The organism is Micromonospora sp. CNZ285, from assembly GCF_004637285.1.
This window is the reverse complement of the sequence record NZ_SPQD01000001.1, coordinates 4298002-4323735: the sequence shown is the minus strand read 5'-3', so window position 1 is coordinate 4323735 and position 25734 is coordinate 4298002. Positions and strand designations below refer to the sequence as shown.

29 protein-coding genes and 2 tRNA genes are annotated in these 25734 nt (G+C 73.8%); 20 read left to right on the top strand and 11 right to left on the bottom strand.

Going from position 1 to position 25734, the window contains the following annotated elements; all coding sequences use genetic code 11:
* Positions 1–12: 12 nt before the first annotated feature.
* The 8 genes from CLT75_RS19575 to CLT75_RS19545 all read left to right on the top strand — a co-directional run bounded on the left by CLT75_RS19575 (position 13) and on the right by CLT75_RS19545 (position 5947).
* Positions 13–3000: a UPF0182 family membrane protein gene (locus CLT75_RS19575; RefSeq protein WP_486485223.1), complete on the top strand. Its 2988-nt coding sequence runs from the start codon at positions 13–15 to the stop codon at positions 2998–3000.
* Positions 3001–3148: 148 nt separating this feature from the next.
* On the top strand, positions 3149–3658 hold the full coding sequence (locus tag CLT75_RS19570) for a SigE family RNA polymerase sigma factor (RefSeq protein WP_135241916.1): 510 nt from the start codon (positions 3149–3151) through the stop codon (positions 3656–3658).
* A complete protein-coding gene (locus CLT75_RS33370; RefSeq protein WP_486485222.1) occupies positions 3648–3977 on the top strand; it encodes a hypothetical protein in 330 nt (109 codons plus the stop codon). The genes CLT75_RS19570 and CLT75_RS33370 overlap by 11 nt, the downstream gene beginning before the upstream one ends.
* The gene (locus CLT75_RS33365; protein WP_486485221.1) at positions 3974–4573 is read left to right on the top strand and encodes a hypothetical protein; all 600 of its coding nucleotides are present in this window, start codon (positions 3974–3976) and stop codon (positions 4571–4573) included. The genes CLT75_RS33370 and CLT75_RS33365 overlap by 4 nt, the downstream gene beginning before the upstream one ends.
* Before the next feature lie 50 nt (positions 4574–4623).
* Positions 4624–4697 (top strand) — tRNA-Met (locus CLT75_RS19560).
* Positions 4698–4866: 169 nt separating this feature from the next.
* Positions 4867–5439, top strand: coding sequence for a DUF6461 domain-containing protein (locus tag CLT75_RS19555; RefSeq protein WP_135241915.1), 573 nt, complete (start codon positions 4867–4869; stop codon positions 5437–5439).
* Between the two features lie 79 nt (positions 5440–5518).
* Positions 5519–5592: transfer RNA gene (locus CLT75_RS19550), tRNA-Met, on the top strand.
* 106 nt (positions 5593–5698) lie between these two features.
* A complete protein-coding gene (locus tag CLT75_RS19545) occupies positions 5699–5947 on the top strand; it encodes a hypothetical protein (protein WP_135241914.1) in 249 nt (82 codons plus the stop codon).
* Between the two features lie 42 nt (positions 5948–5989).
* On the opposite strand, the gene CLT75_RS19540 is transcribed toward CLT75_RS19545, so the two are convergent.
* Positions 5990–7315 (bottom strand): extracellular solute-binding protein, encoded by a 1326-nt coding sequence (locus tag CLT75_RS19540; protein ID WP_135241913.1) that lies wholly within the window; start codon positions 7313–7315, stop codon positions 5990–5992.
* 122 nt (positions 7316–7437) lie between these two features.
* Here CLT75_RS19540 and CLT75_RS19535 point away from each other — a divergent pair, with 122 nt between their 5' ends.
* On the top strand, positions 7438–8271 hold the full coding sequence (locus CLT75_RS19535; protein WP_135241912.1) for a phosphoribosylaminoimidazolesuccinocarboxamide synthase: 834 nt from the start codon (positions 7438–7440) through the stop codon (positions 8269–8271).
* A gap of 3 nt (positions 8272–8274) precedes the next feature.
* Here the strand turns inward: CLT75_RS19535 and glpK are convergent, their stop codons facing one another.
* Positions 8275–9759, bottom strand: a complete 1485-nt coding sequence (gene glpK / locus CLT75_RS19530; RefSeq protein WP_209310354.1) for a glycerol kinase GlpK — start codon at positions 9757–9759, stop codon at positions 8275–8277.
* Positions 9760–9823: 64 nt separating this feature from the next.
* On the opposite strand from glpK, the gene CLT75_RS19525 reads away from it, so the two are divergent.
* On the top strand, positions 9824–10762 hold the full coding sequence (locus CLT75_RS19525) for a ribose-phosphate diphosphokinase (RefSeq protein WP_135241910.1): 939 nt from the start codon (positions 9824–9826) through the stop codon (positions 10760–10762).
* 10 nt (positions 10763–10772) lie between these two features.
* Here CLT75_RS19525 and CLT75_RS19520 read toward each other — a convergent pair whose 3' ends face one another.
* Positions 10773–11240 carry an ATP-binding protein gene (locus tag CLT75_RS19520; RefSeq protein ID WP_135241909.1) on the bottom strand — a complete coding sequence of 156 codons (468 nt, stop codon included), beginning with the start codon at positions 11238–11240 and terminating at the stop codon, positions 10773–10775.
* 115 nt (positions 11241–11355) lie between these two features.
* Between CLT75_RS19520 and macS the strand changes: the two genes are divergently transcribed.
* Together macS and CLT75_RS19510 are read left to right on the top strand one after the other, a co-directional pair.
* Positions 11356–12477 (top strand): MacS family sensor histidine kinase, encoded by a 1122-nt coding sequence (gene macS / locus CLT75_RS19515; RefSeq protein ID WP_135241908.1) that lies wholly within the window; start codon positions 11356–11358, stop codon positions 12475–12477.
* Between the two features lie 11 nt (positions 12478–12488).
* The gene (locus tag CLT75_RS19510) at positions 12489–13121 is read left to right on the top strand and encodes a response regulator (RefSeq protein ID WP_209310474.1); all 633 of its coding nucleotides are present in this window, start codon (positions 12489–12491) and stop codon (positions 13119–13121) included.
* A gap of 4 nt (positions 13122–13125) precedes the next feature.
* On the opposite strand, the gene CLT75_RS19505 is transcribed toward CLT75_RS19510, so the two are convergent.
* The 3 genes from CLT75_RS19505 to CLT75_RS19495 all read right to left on the bottom strand — a co-directional run bounded on the left by CLT75_RS19505 (position 13126) and on the right by CLT75_RS19495 (position 15504).
* The gene (locus CLT75_RS19505) at positions 13126–13698 is read right to left on the bottom strand and encodes a DUF5709 domain-containing protein (RefSeq protein WP_135241906.1); all 573 of its coding nucleotides are present in this window, start codon (positions 13696–13698) and stop codon (positions 13126–13128) included.
* A gap of 79 nt (positions 13699–13777) precedes the next feature.
* Positions 13778–14449, bottom strand: a complete 672-nt coding sequence (locus CLT75_RS19500; protein ID WP_135241905.1) for an ATP-binding protein — start codon at positions 14447–14449, stop codon at positions 13778–13780.
* 56 nt (positions 14450–14505) lie between these two features.
* Positions 14506–15504, bottom strand: a complete 999-nt coding sequence (locus tag CLT75_RS19495; protein WP_135241904.1) for an SDR family oxidoreductase — start codon at positions 15502–15504, stop codon at positions 14506–14508.
* 192 nt (positions 15505–15696) lie between these two features.
* Between CLT75_RS19495 and CLT75_RS19490 the strand changes: the two genes are divergently transcribed.
* Positions 15697–16965 carry a glycosyltransferase gene (locus CLT75_RS19490; protein WP_135241903.1) on the top strand — a complete coding sequence of 423 codons (1269 nt, stop codon included), beginning with the start codon at positions 15697–15699 and terminating at the stop codon, positions 16963–16965.
* Here the strand turns inward: CLT75_RS19490 and CLT75_RS19485 are convergent.
* The 4 genes from CLT75_RS19485 to aroA all read right to left on the bottom strand — a co-directional run bounded on the left by CLT75_RS19485 (position 16848) and on the right by aroA (position 21152).
* Positions 16848–17813, bottom strand: coding sequence for a hypothetical protein (locus tag CLT75_RS19485; RefSeq protein ID WP_209310473.1), 966 nt, complete (start codon positions 17811–17813; stop codon positions 16848–16850). The two genes, CLT75_RS19490 and CLT75_RS19485, sit on opposite strands and share 118 nt — an antisense overlap.
* 60 nt (positions 17814–17873) lie before the next feature.
* Entirely contained in the window at positions 17874–18692 is an 819-nt protein-coding gene (hisN, locus tag CLT75_RS19480) for a histidinol-phosphatase (protein WP_135241901.1), read from the bottom strand.
* A gap of 60 nt (positions 18693–18752) precedes the next feature.
* Positions 18753–19688 carry a ribosome small subunit-dependent GTPase A gene (gene rsgA, locus CLT75_RS19475; protein WP_135241900.1) on the bottom strand — a complete coding sequence of 312 codons (936 nt, stop codon included), beginning with the start codon at positions 19686–19688 and terminating at the stop codon, positions 18753–18755.
* A gap of 162 nt (positions 19689–19850) precedes the next feature.
* Complete coding sequence (gene aroA, locus CLT75_RS19470) at positions 19851–21152, bottom strand: 3-phosphoshikimate 1-carboxyvinyltransferase (protein WP_135241899.1); 1302 nt, start codon at positions 21150–21152, stop codon at positions 19851–19853.
* Between the two features lie 102 nt (positions 21153–21254).
* Here aroA and CLT75_RS19465 point away from each other — a divergent pair, with 102 nt between their 5' ends.
* The 5 genes from CLT75_RS19465 (at position 21255) to rsrA (ending at position 24608) form a co-directional block, all read left to right on the top strand.
* A complete protein-coding gene (locus CLT75_RS19465; protein ID WP_135241898.1) occupies positions 21255–21962 on the top strand; it encodes an SOS response-associated peptidase in 708 nt (235 codons plus the stop codon).
* 213 nt (positions 21963–22175) lie between these two features.
* Positions 22176–22568: a WhiB family transcriptional regulator gene (locus tag CLT75_RS19460; protein WP_013288375.1), complete on the top strand. Its 393-nt coding sequence runs from the start codon at positions 22176–22178 to the stop codon at positions 22566–22568.
* Positions 22569–22668: 100 nt separating this feature from the next.
* Positions 22669–23280 carry an alpha/beta family hydrolase gene (locus tag CLT75_RS19455; protein WP_135241897.1) on the top strand — a complete coding sequence of 204 codons (612 nt, stop codon included), beginning with the start codon at positions 22669–22671 and terminating at the stop codon, positions 23278–23280.
* 228 nt (positions 23281–23508) lie between these two features.
* Positions 23509–24318 carry a sigma-70 family RNA polymerase sigma factor gene (locus CLT75_RS19450; protein ID WP_120573278.1) on the top strand — a complete coding sequence of 270 codons (810 nt, stop codon included), beginning with the start codon at positions 23509–23511 and terminating at the stop codon, positions 24316–24318.
* A 2-nt stretch (positions 24319–24320) separates the two neighbouring features.
* A complete protein-coding gene (rsrA, locus tag CLT75_RS19445) occupies positions 24321–24608 on the top strand; it encodes a mycothiol system anti-sigma-R factor (protein WP_135241896.1) in 288 nt (95 codons plus the stop codon).
* A gap of 81 nt (positions 24609–24689) precedes the next feature.
* Here rsrA and CLT75_RS33360 read toward each other — a convergent pair whose 3' ends face one another.
* Positions 24690–24764: a 50S ribosomal protein bL37 gene (locus CLT75_RS33360; RefSeq protein WP_369752275.1), complete on the bottom strand. Its 75-nt coding sequence runs from the start codon at positions 24762–24764 to the stop codon at positions 24690–24692.
* A gap of 239 nt (positions 24765–25003) precedes the next feature.
* Between CLT75_RS33360 and CLT75_RS19440 the strand changes: the two genes are divergently transcribed.
* Together CLT75_RS19440 and CLT75_RS19435 are read left to right on the top strand one after the other, a co-directional pair.
* Positions 25004–25219, top strand: a complete 216-nt coding sequence (locus tag CLT75_RS19440) for a biotin/lipoyl-binding carrier protein (RefSeq protein WP_135241895.1) — start codon at positions 25004–25006, stop codon at positions 25217–25219.
* Positions 25216–25728: a GNAT family N-acetyltransferase gene (locus CLT75_RS19435; RefSeq protein ID WP_135241894.1), complete on the top strand. Its 513-nt coding sequence runs from the start codon at positions 25216–25218 to the stop codon at positions 25726–25728. Before CLT75_RS19440 ends, CLT75_RS19435 begins: the two co-directional genes overlap by 4 nt.
* The last annotated feature ends 6 nt before the right edge of the window (positions 25729–25734 follow it).

The window sequence follows — 25734 nt, the reverse complement described above, 5'->3', positions numbered from 1 at the left end:
CCAACAGTGGTCATGCGTAGCAGTCCCTTACCGAGGATGAGCCGGCGCGGACGCGTCACCATCGGTGTCCTGATCGGGGTGTTCATCTTGTTCACCCTCCTCGGGTGGGGTGTGAACGCCTGGACCGACTGGCTCTGGTTCGACGAGGTCCGCTACACCCAGGTCTTCACCGGCGTGCTCGCCACCCGCCTGCTGCTGTTCCTGGTGGTCGGCGCCGGCATGGCGCTGCTCGTCGGCGGCAACCTCTGGCTGGCCCACCGGCTGCGGCCCAAGATGCGCCCGCACTCGGCCGAGCAGGCGACCCTGGAGCGCTACCGGATGCTGCTGAGCCCCCGGCTCGGCACCTGGATCGCGCTGGCCGCCGCCGTCGTCGGGCTGTTCGCCGGCCTCTCCGCGCAGAGCCGCTGGGGCCAGTGGCTGCTGTTCCGCAACGGCGGCGACTTCGGCGTGAAGGACCCGGAGTTCGGCGTCGACGTCGGCTTCTACGTCTTCCAGCTGCCGTTCTGGCGCTACGTGCTCGGCGTCGGCTTCACCGCCGTGGTGCTGTCGCTGCTCGGCGCGCTCGCCGTGCACTACATCTTCGGCGGCGTACGCCTGCAGGGCGTCGGCGACCGGATGACGAACGCCGCCCGCGCCCACCTCAGCTCGCTGGTCGCCGTGTTCGTGCTGCTCAAGGCCGTCGCCTACGTGCTGGACCGGCGGGCCATGCTGCTGGAGTACAACGAGGGCGCCAAGCTCTACGGCGCCGGCTACGCCGACGTGAACGCGCTGCTCCCGGCGAAGGAGATCCTCGCCTGGATCTCGATCGTGGTGGCGCTGGCGATCATCGTGTTCTCCAACGCGGTGATGCGGAACCTGGTCTGGCCGGGCATCTCGCTGGCCCTGCTGGGCGTCTCCGCGGTGGCGATCGGCGGCATCTACCCGTGGGCCGTGCAGACGTTCGAGGTCAAGCCGAGCGCCCGGGACAAGGAGGCGCCCTACATCGAGCGCAGCATCAAGGCCACCAGGTCCGCGTTCGGCCTCGACGGCACGAAGACCACACCGTACGCGGCCAGCAACCTCGTTCCACCCGCCAGCCTCGCCACCGACACCTCCGTGGTGTCGAACATCCGGCTGCTCGACCCGCAGCTGGTCTCCGAGACGTACACGCAGCTGCAGCAGGTCCGCGGCTTCTACGACTTCGGTTCGAAGCTGGACATCGACAGGTACTCGGTGAAGGACAAGACCTCCGACTACGTGGTCGGCGTCCGTGAGATCAACTACGGCGAGCTGACCGACCAGCAGAGCAACTGGATCAACCGCCACACCGTCTACACCCACGGATACGGCCTGGTGGCCGCCCCGGCGAACCAGGTGGTCTGCGGCGGCCAGCCGTACTTCGTCTCCGGCTTCCTCGGCGACAAGGCGCAGGAGGCGTGTTCCGCGCCGACCGAGGAGATCCCGGCCCAGCAGCCGCGGATCTACTACGGCGAGCGGATGGAGCCGGACGACTACGCGATCGTCGGGCAGACCGGCGAGCGCAACGTCGAGTTCGACCGGCCCACCTCCACCGGTGGTGAGCAGTACTACACCTACACCGGTGAGGGCGGCGTCAAGATCGGCTCGTTCCCGCGCCGGCTGCTCTACGCGATCAAGGAGCAGGAGTCGAACTTCCTGCTCTCCGAGGCGGTGAACGAGAACTCGAAGTTGCTGTACGTGCGTAACCCGCGCGACCGGGTGGAGAAGGTCGCGCCGTTCCTCACACTCGACGGCGACCCGTACCCGGCGGTGGTCAACGGGCGCGTGCTGTGGATCATCGACGGCTACACCACGGCGGCGACCTACCCGTACGCCGAGCGGGTCAACCTCCAGGCCGAGACGACCGACGAGCTGACCGGCCGGGGCACGTTCCAGCTCGCCCGGGAGAACGTCAACTACATCCGCAACTCGGTGAAGGCGACTGTCGACGCGTACGACGGCACGGTCAAGCTCTACTCGTACGACGACACCGACCCGGTGCTCAAGGCGTGGAACAAGGCGTTCGGCGGCGACCTGGTGCTGCCCAAGGGCGACATCCCGGCCGAGCTGGCCGAGCACTTCCGCTACCCGGCCGACCTGTTCAAGGTGCAGCGCAACCTGCTGACCAAGTTCCACGTCACCGACCCCGGCGACTTCTACTCCGGCCAGGACTTCTGGCAGGTGCCGAACGTGCCGGACGCGCCGGACAGCGGGCAGAAGCAACCGCCGTACTACCTGTTCACCCAGTTCCCCGGGCAGGACGGGCCACGCTTCCAGCTGACCTCGGCGGTGACCCCGAACGGCCGGCAGAACCTCGCGGCGCTGGTCTCCGGGTCGTACGTCGACGGGCAGCCGAAGCTGGAGGTGCTGGAGCTGCCGGACCAGACCCGGATCTCCGGTCCGACGCAGGTGCACCAGCAGATGACCAACAACGGTGACATCCGGCAGCAGCTGAACCTGCTCTCCTCAAACCAGGCGCAGGTGCAGTACGGCAACCTGCTGTCGCTGCCGTTCGCCGACGGCATGCTCTACGTCGAGCCGGTGTACGTGAAGAGCAGCAGCCAGGACGCCTACCCGCTGCTGCAGAAGGTGCTGCTCTCCTACGGTGACGGCGGCTCGTACGTGGTGCTCGCCAACAACCTCAGCGACGGCATCAAGCAGCTCGTCGAGCAGGGCAAGCGGGCGCCGAACACCAACCCGCCGCCCAGCACCGACGACAACCCCACGCCGCCGCCGACCGGGGGCGACAACAACACGCCGCCGCCGATGAGCGGGGAGCTGGCCCAGGCGGCCGCCCGGGTGCAGACCGCGATCGGTGAGGTCAAGGCCGCGCAGGCGTCCGGCGACTTCGAGCGGTACGGGCGTGCGCTGAAGGCGCTGGACGAGGCGATGAGCGCGTTCCAGCAGGCCCAGGCCGCGGCGAACGGCTCGGGCAACCCGGCGCCGTCGGGCAGCGTCTCGCCACCGGCGCCGACGTCACCCGCGCCGTCACCGGGCGGCTGACGCCGAGCTGACACCACGAGCCCGTGGTCCGGGACCGCAACGGTCACCCGGACCACGGGCTCGTGTCGTCAAACGGACTCCCCGGCCGCAACCCCGGACCCCGCCGCGCCGTCAACAGTGCAGGTGAACGTGTGGGGGCGGAGGGCACATGCGGGACGCGGACAGCTTCGACGACTTCTACCGCAGCACGTCCGGGCGGGCCGTCCGGTACGGCTACGCGGTGGCTGGCGACCCGGCCGAGGCCCAGGATCTCGTGCAGGAGGCGTACGCCCGGGCCTGGCGGCAGTGGACGAAGCTCGCCGGCCATCCCGCCCCGGAGGCGTGGCTGCGGCTGGTGATCAGCAGGCTGGCGACGGACCGGTTCCGGCGGCTGCGCGGGTGGCGCCTCGCGGCCAGCCGCACCGGCCCGCCTCCGGACGTCGGGCCGCCCGGCGAGGACACCGTGCTGCTGGTCGCGGCCCTGCGGCAGCTCCCGCCCCGGCACCGGCAGGCGCTCGCCCTGCACTACCTGTTCGACCTGCCGGTGGAGGAGATCGCCCGGGAGGCCGGCGTGCCCGCCGGCACGGTGAAGTCCTGGCTGTCCCGGGGACGGGCCCGGCTGGCCGAGCTGTTGCCGGGCGTCGCCGCCGAGGAACTGGAGGTCAACGATGTCGCGTGAACTGCACCGCTACTACCGGTCCCTCGCCGCGGACACCGACGAGCGGGTGCTGCCGGCGCCGGACCGGCTGCGCCGCAGCGCCGACCGCTGGGCCCGGCGCCGCGCCGCGATCACCGTCCTGGCCGCCGCCGGGCTGGTCGCGGGCACGGTGGCCGGGAGCCAGCTGGTGCTCGCCGCCGGGCCGGGGCCCGACCCGGCTCCGCCCCCGCGGGTACGCCCACCCCGCTGCCGTCGACCGCCGCGCCCTCGGTCGCGCCGTCGACCGCCACGCCGTCGCCGTCCGCCGGCCGTACCTACGGCTCGCGGAGCCCGGTCGTGACCACCACGCCGCCGGCCGCGGTGACCCCGACCACGATCCCGGACCGGGCGTTCTTCGTCCTGCCCGTCGCGAACGACGCCGGTACCGGTAACTACTTCGGCCCGGGGCCGGTGCTGCCGGTGCTGTGCGGCACGACGCCCGGCGACGAGCGGGTGGTGGCGCAGCGGGCCCGGTCGCTGCCGTACCGCCGGGCCGGCGCGCCGGCGGACGAGGTGCCGTCCGGCAACTACCGGCACAGCATCACGATCTACCGGTCCGGGGGCGCCGGCACCGCGCTGGCCGAGCTGCGCGCGGCGGTGCGGGCCTGCCCCGAGCAGCCCGCCCGGGGTACGCCGCCGGCGACGGTGCGGCAACGTCTGCTGCCCGACACCGGGTACGGCGACGAGTCGGTGCTGTTCGAGACGCGGACGCCGTACCGGGACGCCAACGGCGATCCGAGCGGCGGCGACGAGGTGCACCTGGTACGCGCGGTGCGCTCCGGCGACGTGGTGACGGTGCTGTGGGAACAGGGCTGGGAGAGCACCTCGACGCAGCGCGCCCAGTTCGACGCGGACAGCCGCCGGGCGGTCGAGGCGATCCGGCGGTGGCTGGACTGAGTACCCGTTTTGCGCCTGCCCGGGTCGGTGCGCTACGGTTGTCGAGCCGACGCGGGGTGGAGCAGCTCGGTAGCTCGCTGGGCTCATAACCCAGAGGTCGCAGGTTCAAATCCTGTCCCCGCTACTCGTGACGAAGGGCCCCGGAGTTCGCTCCGGGGCCCTTCGTCGTTCCAGGTGCCTGCCTGTTCGCCTCACCTTGGCGCGGGCGCGGGGCAAGTTCTACGTCAACATCCGAGGATGACGAGTTCGGTGGGGTCTCGCGGCCGCGAGACCCCACCACCCGGAGGTCACCCGTGTCAGAACCGCTCGACCTCACCGAGACGCTCGGCGAGGGATGGTGCGTCACCGTCGCGCCGCTTTCCGCCGAGGAGACACTCCACCGGATGGGTGCGGCGCAGCCCGGAGACGTGCCCGAGGCCAGGCGGCTGGTCGCCGAGCGGCTCTCCACACGGCGGCCGGGCGACCGGTCGGTGCTGCTCCTGGGCAAGCAGTTGACCCCGCGATGGACGATCGTCCTGGAACTGGAGGCGACGACCGGCTGGGTCGGCCTCGACCCCGCCGTGCTCTCCGGCCTGTCTCTCGCCGGCCCCGCCTGCTCGGTCAGGTCCGACCCGAACCAGGTCACCGCGACGTTCGCCGCCGACGGGCAGGTGAACGCGACGCTCGACCTGATCACCGGCCGGACCTGGGGGACCCCACCCGCGCCGGTGGTCGCCGTGTTCGGCGACGGCGGGCCCCGTTCCCGTACCGATCTGACCTTCTCGCAACGCGCCGCCGTGGTGCTGGAGGCGACGACCGGCGCGACGATCGACGCCGCCGTCGTCCTCGACGACCCGTGGAAGGGCGGGTTGACCGGCGGGTCGTGACGCCCGCGACGGAGCACGGGCGGGGATCGGGCACCCGGCTGAACCGGGCGATCGCGATGGGATAGGCTGTATGAGCCGACGCGGGGTGGAGCAGCTCGGTAGCTCGCTGGGCTCATAACCCAGAGGTCGCAGGTTCAAATCCTGTCCCCGCTACTCGTGACGAAAGGCCCCGGAGTTCTCTCCGGGGCCTTTCGCCATGTCCGGCGACATCCGCCCTGTCCGCCGTGCCCCGGTTGCGCGTCTCGGCGAGGATGGGGGCATGTCTTCATGGAACAAGTGGTGGGGCCGCCTGGGCGCGGTCCTCGGTACGGTCATGCTCTCGGTCTTCGTGCCGGTCGCGGCCTGGGCGTCCACCGGCACCGGCGAGATCGTGGTGGAGGCGGCGCGCCGGCGCTCCCGTGGCGGGTTCGGCATCCTCGGCCTGCTCTGCTGCCTCGTGGTGGTCGGCGGCATCGTGCTGCTGGTGGTGCTGCTCACCCGTAACCGCCGCAACCGCCCTCCGCGCTGACGCCCCTGCCCACCCCGCCCACGCCGGGCGGGGTGGGGCGGGTCAGTCGGCGAGGGCGGCGTTCGCCTGGGCCATGAAGCGGGAGGTGGCGGTACGGGCGCCGGCCCGCTTGCCGCGGATGCTCTCGGCCGCGTCGATCAGCAGCTCGCGCACCTCGGCGTGCCCCTTCGGCGGCGGCGCGGGCGACGGGCCGGCCAGGTCGTCCAGCTCGGCGCCGAGCGCGGCCATGCGCTTCTCGGCCCGGCCGGTCACCTCCGCCGCGACGAACGAGCGCACCTGCTTGCTGGCGTTCAGGCCGCGCTCGACGCCCAGGAGCCGGCCGGCCGCCACGTTCGTGGTCAGGAAGTCGAGCACGCCCACCACCGCCTCCGGGTGGCGGGTGCCCCGGAAACCGGCCCAGTACATCGACGCGCGGGGCCACTGCGCGGCGGGCGTGCCCGGGAAGGCGATGGCGCCCAGCTCGTCGTCGGTCAGGCTCTGCAACTCGGGCAACTGGTGCGACCAGGCGAAGGAGGCCGCGGTGTGCCCGGTGACCACGAGCTGGCGGGCCAGCTCGCCGCTGTCGGCCTGCTCGACCAGGGCGGCGCTCGGTGTGGCCCGGTCGAAGCGCGCCACCTCCCAGAACTCGAACCAGGCGAGCAGTTCGGCGGAGCTGAAGCCGAGCTGCCGACCCTGGTACAGCTCGCTGCCCTGGCCGCGCAGCCAGAGCCAGAACGCCCGGTAGTCGCCGGAGGCGTCCATGGTGCCGGCCACCCGGTTGCCGGAGGCGCGGGTGACGCGGGCGGCCCAGTTCGCGTACTCCTTCCAGGACATCCCGGTACGCGGCTCGGGCTGGCCCAGCCGGCGCAGCAGCCGCCGGTTGAACACCAGCGCCGCGCTCGTCTGCGCGGCCGGCACGCCCACCGTGCGCTCGTCCACCCGGCCGTAGCGGGCCAGTTGCTCCGGCACCTCGCGCAGGTCGAGGCGCTCGTCGGCGACGTACCGGGTGAGGTCGAGCAGGATGTCCCGGCCCGCGTACTCGGCGAGCAGGGTGTCGTCGATCTGGAACAGGTCCGGCGCGTTCCCGCCGGTGGCCTGGGTGGCGAGCCGGTCGTAGTAGCCGCCCAGCCCCTGCCAGGTGACCCGGAAACTGACCCGCGGGTTCTGCTGCGAGTACAGCCGCAGCGCCTGTTCGGTGGCCGCGGCCCGGCGGGCGCCGCCCCACCAGAACACGGACAGCTCGATCGGGCCCTCGTCGGCGGCCACCTCCTCCGGGCTGCACCCGGTGAGCAGCGGCAGGCCGCCGGCGGCGAGCGGCAGCCCGGCGAGCGCGCCCAGGAACCGTCGCCGGTCGATCCCGGGACGGGGTACGGACTGCACAGCGCGCACGCGTCTCTCTCCGAAGGTGGGGTGGACGGATCATTTCACCGGCCCCCGGCCGGGTGTCAACGCCGGGCGGGACGGCGGTGGGCGCGCCGGGCGGTCCGCGCCGGTCATGGTGTACTAGCGCCGTGGAACTTCTGCACTCGGGCAAGGTCCGGGACGTCTACGCCGACGGCGAGGACCTGATCCTGGTCGCCTCCGACCGCGTCTCCATCTACGACGTGGTGCTGCCGACCCCGATCCCGGACAAGGGCCGCCTGCTCACCGCGTTGTCGCTGTGGTGGTTCGAGCAGCTGTCCGACCTGGTGCCGAACCATGTGATCTCCGCGACGGACGTACCGGCGGAGTTCGCCGGCCGGGCGATCCGCTGCCGGCGGCTGGACATGGTGCCGGTCGAGTGCGTGGCCCGGGGCTACCTGACCGGCGGCGGCTTCGCCGAATACCAGCGCACCGGCTCGGTCTCCGGGGTGCCGCTGCCCCGCGGCCTGGTCGAGGCGTCGATCCTGCCCGAGCCGATCTTCACGCCGTCGACCAAGGCGCCGAAGGGCGAGCACGACGAGCCGATCACGTACGAGCAGGTGGTGGACAAGGTCGGGCCGGAGGTCGCGGAGCGGCTGCGGCAGATCACCATCGACGTCTACCGGCGCGGCGCGGAGATCGCCGCCGAGCGGGGCATCCTGATCGCGGACACGAAGCTGGAGCTGGGCTGGGCGGCGGACGGCACGCTGGTCCTCGGCGACGAGGTGCTCACCTCCGACTCGTCCCGGTTCTGGCCGGCCGAGTCGTACCAGCCGGGCCGCGCCCAGTTCTCCTACGACAAGCAGTACGTGCGGGACTGGGCCACGTCGAGCGGCTGGGACAAGCAGCCGCCCGCGCCGGAGGTGCCGGCCGAGGTGATCGAGGCGACCCGGGCCCGCTACGTCGAGGTGTACGAGAAGCTCACCGGCACCACCTGGGCCTGACGCTCAGTCGACCCAGTCGAGCGTGCGCCGGACCGCCTTGCGCCACTGGCGCAGCTCGCGCTCCCGGTGCGCCGGGTCCATCGTCGACTCCCACTGCGCGTCCGAGCGCCACTTCTCCCGCAGCGTCGCCAGGTCGGGCCAGAACCCGACGGCCAGGCCGGCGGCGTACGCGGCGCCGAGGCACGTCGTCTCGGTGATCCGGGACCGGACGACCGGCACGTCCAGCACGTCGGCGAGGAACTGCATGAGCAGCTCGTTGCCGGTCATCCCGCCGTCGACCCGCAGCCGGCGCAGCGCCACGTCGGAGTCGGCGTTCATCGCGTCCACCACCTCCCGGGTCTGGAAGGCCGACGCCTCCAGTACCGCGCGGGCCAGGTGCCCCTTGGTGATGTAGCCGGTCAGCCCGGCGATGACGCCCCGGGCGTCGCTGCGCCAGTGCGGGGCGAACAGGCCGGAGAAGGCCGGCACCACGTAGCAGCCGCCGTTGTCGTCGACGGTGCGGGCCAGCTCCTCGACCTGCGGTGCGGAGGAGATCAGGCCGAGGTTGTCGCGCAGCCACTGCACGAGCGAGCCGGTGACCGCGATGGCGCCCTCCAGCGCGTACACGGCGGGCTGGCCCTCGATCCGGTACGCCACAGTGGTGAGCAGGCCGTGCCGCGACGGCACCGGGCTGGCGCCGGTGTTGAGCAGCAGGAAGCTGCCGGTGCCGTAGGTGCACTTGGCCTCGCCGGGCTGGAAGCAGGTCTGCCCGAACAGCGCCGCCTGCTGGTCGCCGAGCGCGCTCGCCACCGGTACCCCGGCCAGCACCCCCTGGGCCGTGCCGTACACCTCGGCCGAGCTGCGGATCTCCGGCAGCACGGCGGCCGGGACGCGCAGCGCGTCGAGCAGCTCCGGGTCCCAGTCGAGCGTCTCCAGGTCCATTAGCATGGTGCGGCTGGCGTTCGTCACGTCGGTGACGTGCCGGCCGGTCAGCTTCCAGATCAGCCAGCTGTCCATGGTGCCGAACAGCACCTCGCCGCGTTCGGCCCGTTCGCGCAGCCCGTCGACGTGGTCGAGCAGCCAGCGCAGTTTCGGCCCGGCGAAGTAGGTGGCCGGGGTCAGGCCGGTGCGGGCCCGCAGCCGCTCCTCGTCGTACGTCTCGGTCAGCTCGCGCAGCAGCGGGCCGGTGCGGGTGTCCTGCCAGACGATCGCGTTCGCCACCGGGCGGCCGGTCTCCCGGTCCCACACCACTGTGGTCTCGCGCTGGTTGGTGATGCCCACCGCGGCCAGCGACTCGGTGCCGATGTCGGCGCTCGCCAGCGCCTCGCGCACCACGTGCTCGACGTTCGTCCAGATCTCCTCGGCGTCGTGCTCCACCCAGCCGGGCCGGGGGAAGATCTGCCGGTGCTCGCGCTGGGCCACGGCGACGATCTCACCGGCCCGGTCGAAGACGATGCAGCGCGAGGACGTGGTGCCCTGGTCGATCGCGGCGACGAACTCTGCGGTCACGGCAGCACCGTACCCGCCGCGAGCGTCCACCGTCTCCCTCCGGCGGGCCGTACGATCATCAGACGTGCGTGACATTGCCGTGTTCAGCGGGTCGGCCCATCCCGACCTCGCCGCCGAGATCTGCGCCCACCTCCACGTCCCGCTGCACCCGGTGCGGGTGTCCCGGTTCGCCAACGACTGCCTGGAGGTGCAGTTGCAGGCGAACTGCCGGGAGCGCGACGTCTTCCTCATCCAGCCGCTGGTGCCGCCGGTGCAGGAGCACCTGGTCGAGCTGCTGCTCATGATCGACGCGGCCCGGGGCGCGTCGGCCGCGCGGATCACCGTGGTGCTGCCGCACTACGCGTACGCGCGGTCGGACAAGAAGGACGCGCCGCGCATCTCCATCGGTGGCCGGCTCGTCGCCGACCTGCTCACCTCCGCGGGCGCGGACCGGGTGCTGGCCATGACGCTGCACTCGCCGCAGGTGCACGGCTTCTTCAGCGTCCCGGTGGACCACCTGCACGCGCTGCGCGAGCTGGCCGCCCACTTCAAGGCGTACGACCTGAGCAACGCGGTGGTGGTCTCGCCGGACCTGGGCAACGCCAAGGAGGCCGCCGCGTTCGCCCGGATGCTCGGGACGCCGGTGGCGGCCGGCGCGAAGCAGCGTTTCAGCGACGACCGGGTGCAGATCAGCACGATCATCGGTGACGTGGCGGACCGGGACGTGATCGTGCTGGACGACGAGATCGCCAAGGGCAGCACGGTGATCGAGCTGATCTCGCACCTGCGCGAGCGGCGGGTCCGCTCGGTCCGGCTGGCGTGTACGCACGGCCTGTTCTCCAGCGGGGCGCTGGAGCGGCTGGGCGGGCAGGAGGGCGTCCTGGAGATCGTCTGCACCAACACGGTGCCGATCCCGGCGGAGAAGCGGGTGCCGAAGCTGGAGGTGCTGTCGGTGGCGCCCGCGCTGGCCGAGGCGATGCGGCGGATCCACAACGGGGAGTCGGTGAGCGCCCTGTTCGCCTGACGGTGGCGGGTCAGCCGTCCAGCGGGCCGGTGACGGGCTGGCGGGTGGCGAGCACGGCGGTGATCCGGACGACCGTGCCGGCGTCGCCGCTCTCCACCTCCATCGCGTCGCTCAGCTCCCGGGCCAGCCAGAGGCCCCAGCCGCCGGCGGTGTCCGGCGCGGGCCGCTCGCGATCGCGCAGCCGCCGTTCGCTGATCCCGGGCCCGTGGTCGGCGACCTCGCAGACCAGTTCGCCGTCCCGCTCCCAGAGCCGCAGCCAGCCCTGCCCGCCGCCGTGCCGGACCGCGTTGGTGATCAGCTCGTTGACCGCCAGCACGAAGTCGTCCAGCCGTTGGCCGGACAGGCCGGACCCGTGCGCGCAGGAGGTGACCGAGTGCCGCAGCCCGGTCACCTGCGCCTGGTCGAAGGCGGTGGCGAGAAGGAGGGAAGGTTCGATGGGCACAACCGTACGCGGTGCGGGGAGTTCTGCGTCTGTCATGACCCCGTCCCGACGATGGTTCTCGACGACTTTCGCGGCATTTCCACCGTACGTCAGGGTTTCTCGGACCGCACCGCCCGGGGTGCCCTGGACCGGCTGTGACAGGGTGGCCCACATGCCGTCGTCCTCCGGCCTCGAGGGCCCCTTCTGGCGATCGATAGCGGTGTTCCGCTTCGCCGCGCTCGCGTACGTCGGACTGGTCGTGCTGCGCGACGCGGACCGCTACGCGCACCCGGTCGCCGCGGGCGGTGTCCTGCTGGCGATGCTGGCGTGGAGCGGCGTGACGGCGGCCGGCTACGGCCGTCCGGCCGGGCGGCGCTGGCCGCTGCTCCTGGCCGACCTCGGCGTGGTGCTGGCGATCATCCTGGTCACGCCCTGGGTGGTGGGCCGCGCGGCGCTCGCCGCCGGCGTGCCGATGCTGACCGCCGCCTGGCTGGCCGGGCCGGTGCTCGCCTGGGCGGTCTCCGGCGGGCGGCGACGTGGCGCGGTCGCAGCGATCGTGCTCGGCGGCGCCGACCTCGCCACCCGCGACCGGATCAGCCCGTCCGCGCTGACCGGCGCGATCCTCATGCTGCTCGCCGGCGTGGTGGTCGGGCACGTGGCGCGGCTGGCGGTGCAGGCGGAGGAGCGGTTGCAGCGGGCGGTGGAGCTGGAGGCGGCCACCCGCGAGCGGGAACGGCTGGCCCGCGACATCCACGACTCGGTGCTCCAGGTGCTCGCGCTGGTCCGGCGGCGCGGCGCGGACCTGGACGGCGAGGCGGCCGAGCTGGCCCGGCTGGCCGGCGAGCAGGAGGCGGCGCTGCGGGCGCTGATCGGCCGGGCGGGCGCGTCGCCGGACCCGGGCGGGGACGAGCAGGACCTGCGCGACCTGATCGACAGGTACGCCTCGGCCACCGTCGTGGTGTCCGCGCCCGCCACACCGGTGCCGTTGCCGGCTCGGGCCGCCGGTGAGCTGGGTGCCGCGGTCGGCGCGGCGCTGGACAACGTGGCCCGGCACGCCGGCGGGCGGGCCTGGGTGCTGATCGAGGACGAGGAGGAGACGGTGACCGTCTCGGTACGCGACGAGGGGCCGGGCATCCCGGAGGGGCGGCTGGCGGAGGCCGCCGCGCAGGGGCGGCTCGGGGTGGCGCAGTCCATCCGGGGCCGGGTGGCCGACCTGGGCGGCGAGGTGCGGATCGTGTCCGCGCCCGGCGCCGGCACCGAGATCGAGCTGGTCGTGCCGAGGAGCCGCGGGTGAGCATCCGGGTGATGGTGGTCGACGACCACCCGATGTGGCGCGAGGGCGTGGCCCGGGACCTCACCGAGGCGGGCCACCAGGTGGTGGCGACCAGCGGTGAGGGCCGGCAGGCGGTACGGGTGGCCGCGGCGGCCCGTCCCGACCTGGTCGTGCTCGACCTCCAGCTGCCGGACATCTCCGGCGTCGAGGTGATCCGGGGCCTGCGCGCCGCGCTGCCCGACGTGCGGGTGCTCATGCTCTCGGCCAGCGGCGAGCCGCAGGGCGTGCTGGACGCGGTCAAGGCCGGCGCCACCGGCTACCTGATCAAGTCGGCCGCACCGGCGGAGTTCCTGGACGCGGTGCGCCGCACGGCGGCCGGTGAGCCGGTGTTCACGCCCGGCCTGGCCGGGCTGGTGCTGGGGGAGTACCGGCGGCTGGCCGCGGCGCCGCCCGCCCCGCACGACGACGCACCCCGGCTCACCGAACGGGAGACCGAGGTGCTGCGTCTGGTCGCCAAGGGGCTGTCCTACAAGCAGATCGCCGACCGGCTGAGCCTGTCCCACCGGACCGTGCAGAACCACGTGCAGAACACCCTGGGCAAGCTCCAGTTGCACAACCGGGTCGAGCTGACCCGGTACGCCATCGAGCGGGGCCTGGACGACTGAGCGGTCAGCGCGCCTCCGGCGGCCGGGTCTCGTGCACCGCCAGTTCCTCCGCGCTGGCCCCGCCACCGGCCGCGCCGGCGTCGTAGGCGACGTTGTCGGTCTCCTGGTCGGTGTGTGCGCCCTCGTCCGGCTCGACCAGCCGGCCCACCTGGTGGTCGGCGACGGTGCCGAGCTGGCCGTGGTCGTACACCGACACCGGGGAGTTCGGGTCCGAGACCGGGCCCGGGTCGATCACGTCGGCGTCGAGCTGGGCCTGCGCGGCGGCCTCCTCGCTGTCCGCCTCGGCGGCGATGTCCGGGTCGACCGGGCCGGCGAGCGGGTCGTCGGCGGGGCGCTCGTACCGCTCGCGCTGGAGCTTGTAGTCCAGCGACTCGCCGTCGAGCTGCTCCTCCGCCGTGGTGCCGAACTGGTCCACGGCGACCGGCGTGCGGTCACCGGGGAGCTGGGCCGGCTCGGGGCCGTCCGCCTCGCGCCCGGTCAGCACGTCGTCGTTCGCGGTGGAGTCGTCGTCGGCGGTGTCGGGCAGGCCCGCCGCCTCGGGATCGGACACGGGGGTGGGGTACTCGTCGTCGCGCATGCCGGGGAACTACCCACTGCGCTCCCCGCCCTAACCGCGTCCGGCCGGGTGGATCGGGAGAAACGGTGCGAAAAGCACCTCAGTTGCGGTACGCCGCCTCGTCCTCGGCGTACAGCACGCACCACACCACCTTGCCGTCGGGCAGCGCCGTGCTGCCCCAGCGCCGGGCCACCGTGTCGATGAGCAGCAGCCCCCGCCCGCCCACCGAGTCCACCGGCGCCGGACCGCCGTACGCGGGCCGCCCGGTCGAGTGGTCCCGGACGGCCACGTGCAGCGCGCCGCCGCGCGGGGCCAGCCGGAGCGTCATCGGCGTGACCGCGTGCGCCACCACGTTGTTGACCATCTCGGTGACCGCGATGCAGGCCGGCTCGGCCAGCTCCGGCAGTCCCCACCTGGCACACCCGTCGGCGACCAGCACCCGTGCCTCGCGGGCCGCCTCGGCCACCGGGGGCAGCTCGGCGTCGAGCGGGTCGGGCGGCGCGTCCGGTGGCGGCCCGTCCGGGTCGAGCAGCAGCCGCGCGGCGGGCCAGTCGTCGACCGCCCGGCAGACCTCGTCCAGCGCGTCGCGTGCCACCGGATCGGGGATCCGCACCCCGGAGAGGTCCACGAGCAGCACCCCGGGGTGCCGCCACAGCCGGGCGAGCAGCGCGTCCCGTACGGCCTCCACCTCGGCCCGGTCGAGCACCCCGGTCAGCCGGACCGTCGGCGAGGAGTCGTCGGTCTCCACCAGGCAACGCGCATCCGTCGGCATGATCGCCCCATTGTGCACCTGGGTCCGCGCCCGCGCACCGGTCCGGTCGACGGGACTCACGGCCGACCGGCCCGCGACCGGCGGCTGAGCGCCGCCACCGTGCCGACCGCCGTGCCGGCGGCCAGCCCGACCGCCGCGCTCAGCCGTAGCACCTGCCCGCGCCGGCCGGACCACCCGTCGGTCCGCTCCGCCGCCGCGTCCGGCGTGAAGACCGCGCCGGTCGAGTCGGCGCGTACGCCGGGGCCGAACTGGGTGCGCGCGGTGTACCAGCCCAGCACGCGCTCGGCCAGCGCCGGGGCGAGCCGCCACTGAAGGCCGATCAGCCGGGCCGCGCCGCCCGCGTACGCCTCGCGCCGGGGCCGCCGCAGCAGCTTGACGATCGTCTCGGCGACCATCTCCGGCGGGTACACCGGCGGCGGCGGGGTCAGCTCCCGGCCGGAGTGGTTGGCGGCGTGCCGGAAGAACGGCGTGTCGATGGTGGCGGGCAGCACGGTGCAGATCGAGATGGTGCCCCGGCCGGTCACCCGCAACTCCTGCCGGACCGTGTCGGCCAGCCCGCGGATCGCGTGCTTCGTCGCGTTGTACGCCGACTGGTACGGCATCGCCACCTCGGCCAGCACCGAGGCGTTGTTGACGAGCACCCCGCCGCCGGCCGCGTCGAGCCAGGGCAGCGCGGCGCGCGTCCCGTACACGGCGCCGAGCAGGTTCACGTCCACCACCCGGCGGAACTCGGCCACCGGGATCTCGTCGAACAGCCCCACGGTGCCCACCGCGGCGTTGTTGATCCAGGCGTCGATCCGGCCGAACTCGGCCACCGCCCGCCCCGCCAGCCGCTCCACCGCCTCCGGGTCGGTCACGTCGGTGGGCACCACCAGGGCCCGCCCGCCCAGTTCCCGGCAGAACGACGCGACCCGGCGCAGCGCGGACTCGGTCCGGGCGGCCAGCACCACGTCGGCACCCCGGCGGGCCAGCGCGTACGCGGTGGCCGCGCCGATCCCGCTGGAGGCACCGGTGATGACGACTGTGGCGTCGGAGAGGCTGCGGGTCAGCGGCATTCCCCGTCGGTACCCCCGGGCCGGGTGGTCATGCCGACCGATTTCGCCGGTGATCGGCATCGGTCGGCTGTCCCGTCCACGGGACGGCGTGGCCGGGTGACCCCGATCTGTCAGGTTTGGGCGCACCGGAGCTGGGTTAATGGGACGCTCTGACCGGAGACCCCGCTCGCGAGAAACGCATGGAGGTGCACCATGCGCGTCGGCCTTGTATGCGCGCACGCCGGCTCGTCCACCGACGGTCCCACCGTCGGGACGCAGGAGCACATTGCGCGCGTGGCGGCGGAGCTCGCCGCCCGGGGCCATGACGTCCGCGTCTACGAGCGCCGTGCCGCGTCCGCCCAGCCCGCCCTGACCGAACTCGACGGCTACCGGGTGGAACGTGTCCCGGTCGGCCCGCCCGACGTGCTCTCCACCGCCGAGCTGGTCCCGTTCGTCGCCGAGTACGGCCGCTGGCTGGCCGGGCAGTGGGCCGGGGACTGGACCCCCGACGTGGTGCACGGGCACTACTGGGTCGGCGGGCTGGCCGCCGCGCACGCGGTCCGCGCCACGGACATCCCGGTGGTGCAGACGTTCCACTCGCTCGGCGTGGAGCAGTTGCGTCACCTCGGCCGGGAGTACGCCGGGCCGGGGGAGCGCATCCCGCTGGAGCGGGCGCTGACCCGGGCCGTGGACGTGGCGGTGGCCCAGTGCAACGACGAGGTCGACGAGCTGACCCGGATGGGCCTGCAACGCACAGCGGTGGCGATGGTGCCGACCGGGGTGGACACCGGCCAGTTCCACCCGGCCGGCGAGGCGGCCCCCCGGGACCAGCGGCCCCGGATCCTCTCCGTCGGCGGGCTCGCGCCCGGGCACGGTCAGGACGACCTGATCCGGGCCATGCGGCTGGTGGGTGACGCGGAACTGGTGATCGCCGGCGGTCCGCCGCCGGAGCGGCTGGACGGGCACGCCGAGGCGCGCCGGCTGCGCGAGCTGGCCGAGCGGGCCGGAGTGGCGGAGCAGGTGAAGCTGGTCGGCGCGGTGCCGCACGACCAGATGGCCACCTGGTACCGCTCCGCCGACGTGGTGGCCTGCACCCCGCACTACGCGTCGGCTGGGCGGGTGTCGCTGGAGGCGATGGCCTGCGGCGTACCGGTGGTCGGCTACGCCATGGGCGGCATCGCCGACGCGGTGGTGGACGAGGTGACCGGCAAGCTGGTGCCGCCGGGTGACGTCCGCACGCTCGGGGTCACGCTGCGCCGGCTGCTGTCCGACAACGCCGGACGGTTCGCGTACGGGCACGCCGCGGTGGACCGGGTCCGGTGCAGCTACACCTGGGAACGCACCGCCGCCGCGCTGGAGCGCCTCTACGAGCGGGTGATCGGGCGGCGCCGCCCGGCCACCCCGATCGAGCCGACGCCGGTCGAGGCGACGCCGCCGGTCGAGGTGGTCGTGTCCGAACGCGGGCCGGTCGAGGCCGCCTGAACCGGCACCATCGCGGCGCCCACCATCGCCTTCTGGCGGGCGCCGCTGTGGTGGTGCTGCGGTTCGGCGTACCGGGTCAGGCCGACCACCGCCGCGAGCGTCACCAGGAAGCCGAGCCCGGCCAGCCACTCCCGGCCGGGCCAGATCTTGTCGTTGAGCAGCAGCAGGCCGACGATCGCCGCTGGTACCGCACCGGCGGCGTCCATCGCGGCGACCGCCGCCGTGGTCGACCCGCGCTGCATGGCGAGCCCGAGCAGCAGCTGACCGATCAGCGAGTGGACGATCAGCAGGTAGAGCAGTGGGTCGCGGACGAACGCCTCGACCGAACCGGCCGAGGCGAGCGGGCGGGCCGCCACCGCCGCGGCGGAGAACGCCATCCCGGCCAGCGAGCCGAGCACCACCGACCCGAGCGCGCCGTGCAGCCGGGCGGCGAAGAAGCCGGAGGCGGCGATCGCGAGCACCGCCACCGCCAGGCCGACCAGCCCGGCGGTGCCGAGCTGCCGTGACGGCGCCGGCTGGGCGGAGAGCACGAGCGCGGTGATGCCGGCGAACAGCAGCACCAGCAGTACCACCTCGGCCGCGGGCAGCCGCCACTTGAGCACCAGCACGCCGAGGACGGCGGTCACCCCGAGCCCGGCCGCCACGCTGGCCTGGACCAGGAACAACGGCAGGTCACGGCGGGCCAGGAAGGCCAGCACGAAGCCGACGACCTGGCAGGTCAGGCCGATCAGGTACGTCCGGTGCCCGGCCAGGCGCAGCAGCAGCCCGGGGTCGAACGTGTGGTGCACGGTGGTCCGCGCGGCCGCGACCGACTGGAGGAGGTTGGCGAAGCCGTACGCGATGATCATCGCCGCCAGGAAGCACCAACCGGAGGAAACCACCTGGCGAGGATAGAGGCTCCCCCGGGGTCAGCGCTCGGCTGGACGGCCGAGCCGGGCCAGGATGTCGTCGTGCAGCGCGCCGTTGCTGGCCACGGCGCTGATGTCGGCCGAGTCGGCGCCGGCCGGGGCGGGCCGTCCGGCCAGATCCGTGACGACTCCGCCCGCCTCGGTGACGATCGGGACCAGCGCGGCGATGTCCCACAGCGACAGCTCCGGCTCCACCATCACGTCCAGTGCCCCCTCGGCCAGCAGCATGTAGCCGTAGAAGTCGCCGTACGCGCGGCTGCGCCAGGTGTCGCGCATGAGCTGGAGCACCGCGTTCAGCCGCCCGGCCTGCTCCCACCCGGTCAGCGACGAGTAGCAGAAGCTCGCGTCGCCGAGCGCCGTCACGCCGGAGACCCGGATCGGCGTGCCGTCCGCCGGGCCGGTGCCGGCGAACGCGCCCGCGCCGAGCGCGCCCCACCAGCGGCGGCCCAGCGCCGGGGCGGAGACCAGGCCGAGCACCGGCCGGTCGTGCTCCAGCAGCGCGATCAGCGTGGCCCAGACGGGTACGCCCCGGACGAAGTTCTTCGTGCCGTCGATCGGGTCGATCACCCAGCGCCGCCCGTCCGGACCGGCCGGCGGCTGCTCGCCGTACTCCTCGCCGAGCAGGCCGTCACCGGGACGGTGGGCGGCCAGCAGCGCGCGGATCTCCCGTTCCACAGCGGTGTCCGCGTCGGAGACCGGGGTCAGGTCCGGCTTGGACTCGACGCGCAGGTCGAGCGCGCGGAACCGGGCCGAGGAGACGGCGTCCGCGGCGTCGGCGAGCAGGTGGGCGAGGGCGAGGTCGTCGGCGTACCCGGTCATGACGGACACGCTAGTGGCGGCGGCCCGGCCGGCGACGGCGGGTCGCCGCCGGTCCGCCGGTCAGGACCCGGCGAGCGGATCGCCGGGGTTGCGCTCCGGTTCGCGCGGGTCGCCCTCGCCGCTGCGGGAGGCCAGCAACCGGCGGTACGAGGCGAGCCGGCGCGCGTCCGCCTTCCCGGCGGCCACCCAGGCGTCGAGCGCGCAGTCCGCCTCGTCGGCGGTGTGCGGGCAGTTGGCCGGGCAGTCCACCGTCGCCTCGACCAGGTCCGGGAAGCCGTGCAGCAGGCTCTCGGCGGACACGTGTGCCAGCCCGAAGCTGCGTACCCCCGGGGTGTCGACGATCCAGCCGGTGTCGCCGTCGGCGCCGGGCTCGGCGGGCAGCCGCAACGCCACCGCGCTGGTCGAGGTGTGCCGGCCCCGGCCGATCGCGCTGACCGTGCCCACCGCCCGTTCGGCGTCCGGGACGAGGCGGTTGACAAGCGTCGACTTGCCCACCCCGGAGTGACCCACCATCACCGAGACCCGGCCGGCGAGCAGCGCCCGCAGCGCGGCCAGGTCGGAGTCCGGGCGGATCAGCACGTACGGCAGCTCCAGCTCGGTGTAGTAGCCGAGCACCGCCTCCGGGCCGGCGAGGTCGGCCTTGGTGAGGCAGAGCAGCGGCTCGATGTCGGCGTCGTACGCGGCCACCAGGCAGCGGTCGATGAACCCGGTACGCGGCGGCGGGTCGGCGAGCGCGCTGACGATCACCAACTGGTCGGCGTTCGCCACCACGACCCGTTCCAGCCGCCCCTCGGCGGTGGTCTCGTCGTCGTCGGCGGTACGCCGCAGCACCGAGGTCCGCTCGGCGATGCGCACGATCCGGGCCAGCGCGCCCGGCGCCCCGGAGGTGTCCCCGACCAGACCCACCCGGTCGCCCACCACCACCGACTTGCGTCCCAGCTCGCGGGCGCGCATGGCGGTCACGAGCGGCGCGTCCGGCCCGGCGCCGGGGATCACGCAGGTGTAGCGGCCCCGGTCGACGGCGATGACGAACCCGTCGACGGCGTCGGCGTGCCGGGGCCGGGTGCGCGTACGCGGGCGCGACGACCGGCCCGGTCGTACCCGGACGTCGTCCTCGTCGTACTCACGCCGCTTCGTCGCCAGGACGTCCCCCCGCTGTCAGTTCTTGCCCGTCACCATCCCCGACCATAGTGCCGGGAACTCCGGCATGGTCTTGGAGGTGCACGCCACGTCGTCGACCTCGATGCCGGGGACGGCCAGCCCGGCCACCGCCGCCGCGTGCGCCATCCGGTGGTCGGCGTACGTGCGGAACGTCCCGCCGCGCAGCGGGCGGGGCCGGATGTCCAGCCCGTCGCGGGTCTCGGTGATGTCCGCGCCGAGCGCGGTGAACTCCTTGGCGAGCGCGGTGACCCGGTCGGTCTCGTGGCCGCGGATGTGGCCGATGCCGGTGAGCCGGGACGGTCCGTCGGCGAGCAGCGTGAGCGCGGTCAGCACCGGGGTCAGCTCGCCGACGTCGGAGAGGTCGGCGTCGAGCCCGCGCACGGTGCCGGTGCCGCGCACGGTCAGGCCGTCGGTGCCGAGGCTCACCTCGCCGCCCATCCGGTGCAGCAGCTCCCGGAGCCGCTCGACCGGCTGGAGGCTGCTGCGTGGCCAGCCCTGCAGCGTCACCTCGCCGCCGGTGACCAGGGCGGCGGCGAAGAACGGCGCCGCGCCGGACAGGTCCGGCTCGATCTCCCAGCCGCGCCCGGACAGCGGGCCCGGCTCGACCGTCCAGACGTCGGGCGTCGTGTCGTCCACGGCGGCGCCGGCGGCGCGCAGCATGTGCACCGTCATCCGCAGGTGCGGCGCGGACGGCACCGGCGGCCCCACGTGCCGGACCACGACACCCCTGTCGAAGCGCGGCGCGGCCAGCAGCAGCCCGGAGACCAGCTGGCTGGACGCGGAGGCGTCGATCACCACGTCGCCGCCGGTCACCCGGCCCGCGCCGAGCACGACGAGCGGCAGGCTGCCGGCCGGTGGCGCGTCGATCCGGACGCCGAGCGTGCGCAGCGCGCCGATCAGCGGCCCGAGCGGACGGGTCCGGGCGTGCGGGTCGCCGTCGAACGTGACCCGCCCGGCGGCCAGCCCGGCCACCGGGGGCAGGAAGCGCATCACGGTGCCGGCCAGGCCGACGTCGACGTGCGCCGGGCCGGCCAGCGGATAGGGGCGGACCAGCCAGCGGTCGTCGTCCGAGATCGACATGTGGGCGCCGAGCGCGCGCAGGCCGCCGGCCATCAGTTCGGTGTCCCGGGCGCGCAGTGGACGGGCGAGTGTCGACGGCCCGCCAGCGAGCGCGGCGAGCACCAGGGCCCGGGCGGTCATCGACTTGGAGCCGGGCAGGCGCAGCGTCGCGGCGACCGGGTCGCTCGCGGTCGGCGCGGTCCACGGCTGCGGCGGACGCGTCGCGGTCGGATTGCTCACCGTTACATTCTGCCAAGCTCGCGGGCCTGTGGAACCGTCCGTCGCCCCTGCTCCCGTTGGGCGGGACAGCCGGAACGCCCGGATGCGGCTAGCGTGGGCGCCATGTGCGGGAGGTACGCCACGACCCGGAGCGCCGCCGACCTGAGCGCGCTGTTCGAGTCGGCCGACGAGACCGGTGGGGTGGCGCCGGACTACAACGTCGCGCCGACCGACCCGGTGCCGCTGGTCCGGCTCGCCCCGGAGGGGCACCGGCTGCTCTCCCTCGGCCGCTGGGGCCTGCTCCCGCAGTGGTCGCGCAGCGCCGCCGGGGCCGCCCGCATGATCAACGCGCGGGCCGAGACGGTCGCCACCAGCCGGGCGTACGCGCCGTCCTTCGCCCGCCGTCGCTGCCTGGTTCCCGCCGACGGGTGGTACGAGTGGGTCCGCCTCGCCGACGGCGGGCGCCAGCCCTACTTCATGACCCCGCGGGACGGCTCGGTCCTGGCCTTCGCCGGCATCTGGTCGGTCTGGGAGTCGGCCGGTGCGGCCCGGCTCACGTTCAGCGTGCTCACCACCGCTGCGGTCGGCGAGCTGGCCGAGGTGCACGACCGGATGCCGCTGCTGCTGTCGCCGGAGCGCTGGGCGGAGTGGCTCGGCCCGGCCGAGGAGCCGGCGGAACTGCTCGCGCCGCCGGACGCCGGCCTGCTCGCCGGGCTGGAGATCCGGCCCGTGTCCCGGGCCGTCGGCGACGTCCGCAACGACGGCCCGGAGCTGGTCGCCGCGGTGGCTCCGGCGGGTGCCCGGACGGCCGCCGGACCGACGCTGTTCTGATCACGCTCCGCCACATTTGGGTGCCCCGTTTGCCGGGGTTGGGCCGGAAAAGTCGCCCGGACGTTCAGTCAGTTTCATTGAAGACCCTTGTCCTTACGTATTCGAATGCGATAGAACACAGCGCCGGTGATGGGCGTCTGTTCGCACGGGGCGGATGACACCCATCGATCTTGTGAGAGATCTACGCCGGTTCCCACGGGGGAGGTGGGTGTATTGACACGGGCACGTATGCCGCGTCCGCACGAGGTAGCCGCCGCGCGGCGCGATCCGCGACTGCTGCGGGCGCTGAGCGAACGACGCCAGGACGACGCGTGGCGCACCAGGGGCACCTGTCAGAACGTCGATCCGGAGACGTTCTTTCCGGCACCGAACGAACCGGCCGACGCGGCGGTGGCGCTCTGCCGCACCTGCGACGTCCAGGGCTCCTGCCTGGCCTGGGCGCTGGAGGTGGGCGACTGCCACGGCGTCTGGGGCGGCACCACGCCGCGTGAACGGCGCGCCATGCTGGTGGCCTGGCGCAGCGAGGTGCAGCCGGACCCGGACGCGCTCGACGACGCCGGACCGCCGGTGCGCGACCGCCTGCTCACGCTGGTTCCGCTGAGCTGATCCCGACGTCGCCCGTGGCCCGCTCCGGCAGGCCGCGGGCGACGTCGGCGTTTCCGCGCCGAACCACCGGCAGGCGCACCGGTCCGCGCAGAATGAGCCGGTGCGCCACGACGACGAGATCGACACCCCACGCGGACCCGCCCGGCTCCGCTTCGACACACCCGCCGACGCCACCACGGTGCTGGTGCTCGGGCACGGCGCCGGTGGTGACGTGGACGCCCCCGACCTGACCGCGGTGCGGGACGCGGTGCTCGCCGCCGGGGCCGGGGTGGCCCTGGTGACCCAGCCGTACCGGGTCGCCGGGCGACGCGCGCCCGCCCCCGCCGGACACCTCGACGAGGCGTGGACCGCGGTGCTGGCCGACCTGCGCCGCCGTGCCCCGCTGGTGCGCCACTGGGTGGTCGGCGGCCGGTCCAGCGGCGCCCGGGTGGCCTGCCGTACCGCCACCGCCGTCGGGGCGGCCGGAGTCGTCGCGCTGGCGTTCCCGCTGCACCCGCCGGGACGACCGGAGCGCTCCCGGGCCGGCGAACTGCTCACCGGGCTGCCCACGCTCGTCGTCAACGGCGACCGGGACCCGTTCGGCGTGCCCGAGCCGGGCCCCGGCATCGAGGTGGTGGTCCGGCCGGGGGAGCGCCACGACCTGCGCCGCGATCCGGCCGGTACGGCCGTCGTGGTGCGGGACTGGCTGCGCGTACACGGGTGGTCGTCCTGACCGGGCGGCGCGCGCCGTGACCGTCCGGCGCGGCGGGTCGTTGCACCGGTTGGTGCCGGCCGCCCGGTTCGGGCGCGCCGGGGCCACCCTCCCAGGCCCTTCCTGGTCCCAGCGTCGGTCGCGGCCGAGGCCGGGACCAGGATCGGGTGGGGCCGGAGGAATGCCACGCCCCGCAACTCGCGTTACTTCCCTTGGACGACGACAGAGCCATCGCGAGGGGGGTGACCGGTGCCGATCGAGACACGGAGCCGGGAACGGGACGAACGGGACGAGCGCCAGCTGCGGCGGCTGCTCGACGCGCCGGAGTGGCCCGCGGCGGCGTCGGTCGTGAGCACCGGCACACACTCCGGAAGTGAATCTGCCGGTAAGTGGGTACGCGTATCCTCGGCGGGAAAGCATCCGACGCGAGGGGATGTGCGGTTGACCACCGAGAAGACGGACGAGCGCAGGGCCCGCTTCGAGCGGGACGCGATGCCCTTCGTCGATCAGCTCTACGCTGCCGGGCTGCGGATGACCCGCAACCCGGCGGACGCGGAGGATCTGGTTCAGGAGACGTACCTGAAGGCGTACGCCGCCTTCCACCAGTTCGAGCAGGGCACGAACCTGAAGGCCTGGCTCTACCGGATCCTGACCAACACCTACATCAACACCTACCGCAAGCGGCAGCGCCAGCCCATCCAGGCGCCGACCGAGGAGATCACCGACTGGCAGCTCGCCGAGGCCGAGTCGCACACGTCCAGCGGCCTGCGCTCGGCCGAGACGGAGGCGCTCGACCGGCTGCCGGACAGCGACGTCAAGGAGGCCCTCCAGCAGTTGCCGGAGGAGTTCCGCCTGGCCGTCTACCTGACCGACGTCGAGGGCTTCTCCTACAAGGAGGTCGCCGACATCATGGGCACGCCGATCGGCACCGTGATGTCCCGTCTGCACCGTGGCCGACGTAATCTGCGGAAGCTGCTGGAGCAGTACGCGGCGGAGCGGGGTTTCAGCGCCGCCTCGTCGAAGAAGGGTTCGACCGCCGCCGCCGGCCGGGAGGTGTGACCGTGAGCTGTGGACAACCGCACGAGACGGACTGCCACGAGGTCCTCGCCGAGGTCTACCTCTACCTCGACCTGGAGTGCGCCGAGGAGCGCCGGGTGCTGATCCGGCACCACCTGGACGAGTGCGGGCCGTGCCTGCGCGAGTACGGCATCGAGCAGGAGGTCAAGGCGCTCGTCGCCCGGTGCTGCGGCAACGAGGCGGCCCCGGAGAAGCTGCGGGAGCGGCTGCGCCTGCGGCTGACCGAGCTGGTGGTCTTCGAGACCACCGAGTCCCGCGAACTGGCCGACTGACGAACGACGCGAAACGGCCCGGGTCCGATCACGGACCCGGGCCGTCTCGCTGTCCGGCGACTGCGCCGCCTGATCGGATGATCAGGAGTTGGGGCGCTTGCCGTGGTTGGCGCTGCTCTTCTTGCGGGCCTTCTTCTTACGGGCCTTCTTCGCCATGCTCTGCCTCCTTGTGCTGGTCACGGTTCCGTCCGCGGCGGGGCGCGGCGGAAGGTCGCGGTGCGGCACACCGGGCTCGCCGGTGGCCGACCCGCACGATGCTAGTGCCGTCACCGCCCGCCGGGGCGCGGCGGGGCGGATCGCGGCCCGGTGGTGCGCGGCCCGGCGTGACCGGCGTCATGATTGGATACCGTTCGCAGGATTGTCGGGGAGCTGTCGGGGAGAGGGAGGGCCGCGAGATGGCCGAGGAGATCCGCGCCGAGATGGTGGCGAACGTCTGGAAGGTCGTCGTGGCGGCCGGCGACACGGTGTCCGAGGGCGACACCCTCGTCATCCTGGAGTCGATGAAGATGGAGATCCCGGTGGTCGCCGAGTCCGACGGCGTGGTGCAGAAGCTCGCCGTCAACGAGGGTGACGTGGTGCAGGACGGCGACCTGATCGCGGAGATCGGTTGACCGGCCTGCGGGTGCGCCGCGCCGAGCCGGCGGACTTCCCCGTCGTGGCCCGGCTGACCGTCGCCGCGTACGAGGCGGACGGCCAGCTCAAGGACGAGAGCGGGTACGCGCCGGTGCTCGCCGACGTGGCCGGCCGCGCCGAGACCGGCGAGGTGCTGGTGGCCGTCGACGACGCCACTGGCCAGGTGCTCGGCGCGGTGACGTTCGTGCTGCCCGGCACCCCGTACGCCGAACTGGCCGGCCCGGGCGAGGCCGAGTTCCGGATGCTCGCGGTGGATCCGGCCGCGCAGGGCCGGGGTGCGGGCGCCGCGCTCGCGGCCGCGTGCGTGGCGCGCGCCACGGAGCTGGGCTGCACCGCCGTGGTGATCTGCGTCCGCGCCGGGATGGCGGTGAACGCACACCGCCTCTACGAGCGGCTCGGTTTCGTCAGGTACCCGGAGAAGGACTGGACGCCGCTGCCCGGCATCGACCTGCGCGGCCTGCGACTGGACCTGACCGCGGCGGGCTGAACCGGC

What these genes read in the sequence shown, in the direction of transcription:
- CLT75_RS19500 (WP_135241905.1), bottom strand. Translation starts at nt 14,449, where the DNA reads ATGCCGACGGATGCGCGTTGCCTGGTGGAGACCGACGACTCCTCGCCG.
- CLT75_RS19485 (WP_209310473.1), bottom strand. Translation starts at nt 17,813, where the DNA reads ATGATCATCGCGTACGGCTTCGCCAACCTCCTCCAGTCGGTCGCGGCC.
- CLT75_RS19570 (WP_135241916.1), top strand. Translation starts at nt 3,149, where the DNA reads ATGCGGGACGCGGACAGCTTCGACGACTTCTACCGCAGCACGTCCGGG.
- macS (WP_135241908.1), top strand. Translation starts at nt 11,356, where the DNA reads ATGCCGTCGTCCTCCGGCCTCGAGGGCCCCTTCTGGCGATCGATAGCG.
- CLT75_RS19545 (WP_135241914.1), top strand. Translation starts at nt 5,699, where the DNA reads ATGTCTTCATGGAACAAGTGGTGGGGCCGCCTGGGCGCGGTCCTCGGT.
- CLT75_RS19490 (WP_135241903.1), top strand. Translation starts at nt 15,697, where the DNA reads ATGCGCGTCGGCCTTGTATGCGCGCACGCCGGCTCGTCCACCGACGGT.
- CLT75_RS33370 (WP_486485222.1), top strand. Translation starts at nt 3,648, where the DNA reads ATGTCGCGTGAACTGCACCGCTACTACCGGTCCCTCGCCGCGGACACC.
- CLT75_RS19440 (WP_135241895.1), top strand. Translation starts at nt 25,004, where the DNA reads ATGGCCGAGGAGATCCGCGCCGAGATGGTGGCGAACGTCTGGAAGGTC.
- CLT75_RS19575 (WP_486485223.1), top strand. Translation starts at nt 13, where the DNA reads ATGCGTAGCAGTCCCTTACCGAGGATGAGCCGGCGCGGACGCGTCACC.
- CLT75_RS19505 (WP_135241906.1), bottom strand. Translation starts at nt 13,698, where the DNA reads ATGCGCGACGACGAGTACCCCACCCCCGTGTCCGATCCCGAGGCGGCG.
- CLT75_RS19520 (WP_135241909.1), bottom strand. Translation starts at nt 11,240, where the DNA reads ATGACAGACGCAGAACTCCCCGCACCGCGTACGGTTGTGCCCATCGAA.
- CLT75_RS19465 (WP_135241898.1), top strand. Translation starts at nt 21,255, where the DNA reads ATGTGCGGGAGGTACGCCACGACCCGGAGCGCCGCCGACCTGAGCGCG.
- hisN (WP_135241901.1), bottom strand. Translation starts at nt 18,692, where the DNA reads ATGACCGGGTACGCCGACGACCTCGCCCTCGCCCACCTGCTCGCCGAC.
- CLT75_RS19495 (WP_135241904.1), bottom strand. Translation starts at nt 15,504, where the DNA reads ATGCCGCTGACCCGCAGCCTCTCCGACGCCACAGTCGTCATCACCGGT.
- CLT75_RS19510 (WP_209310474.1), top strand. Translation starts at nt 12,489, where the DNA reads ATGGTGGTCGACGACCACCCGATGTGGCGCGAGGGCGTGGCCCGGGAC.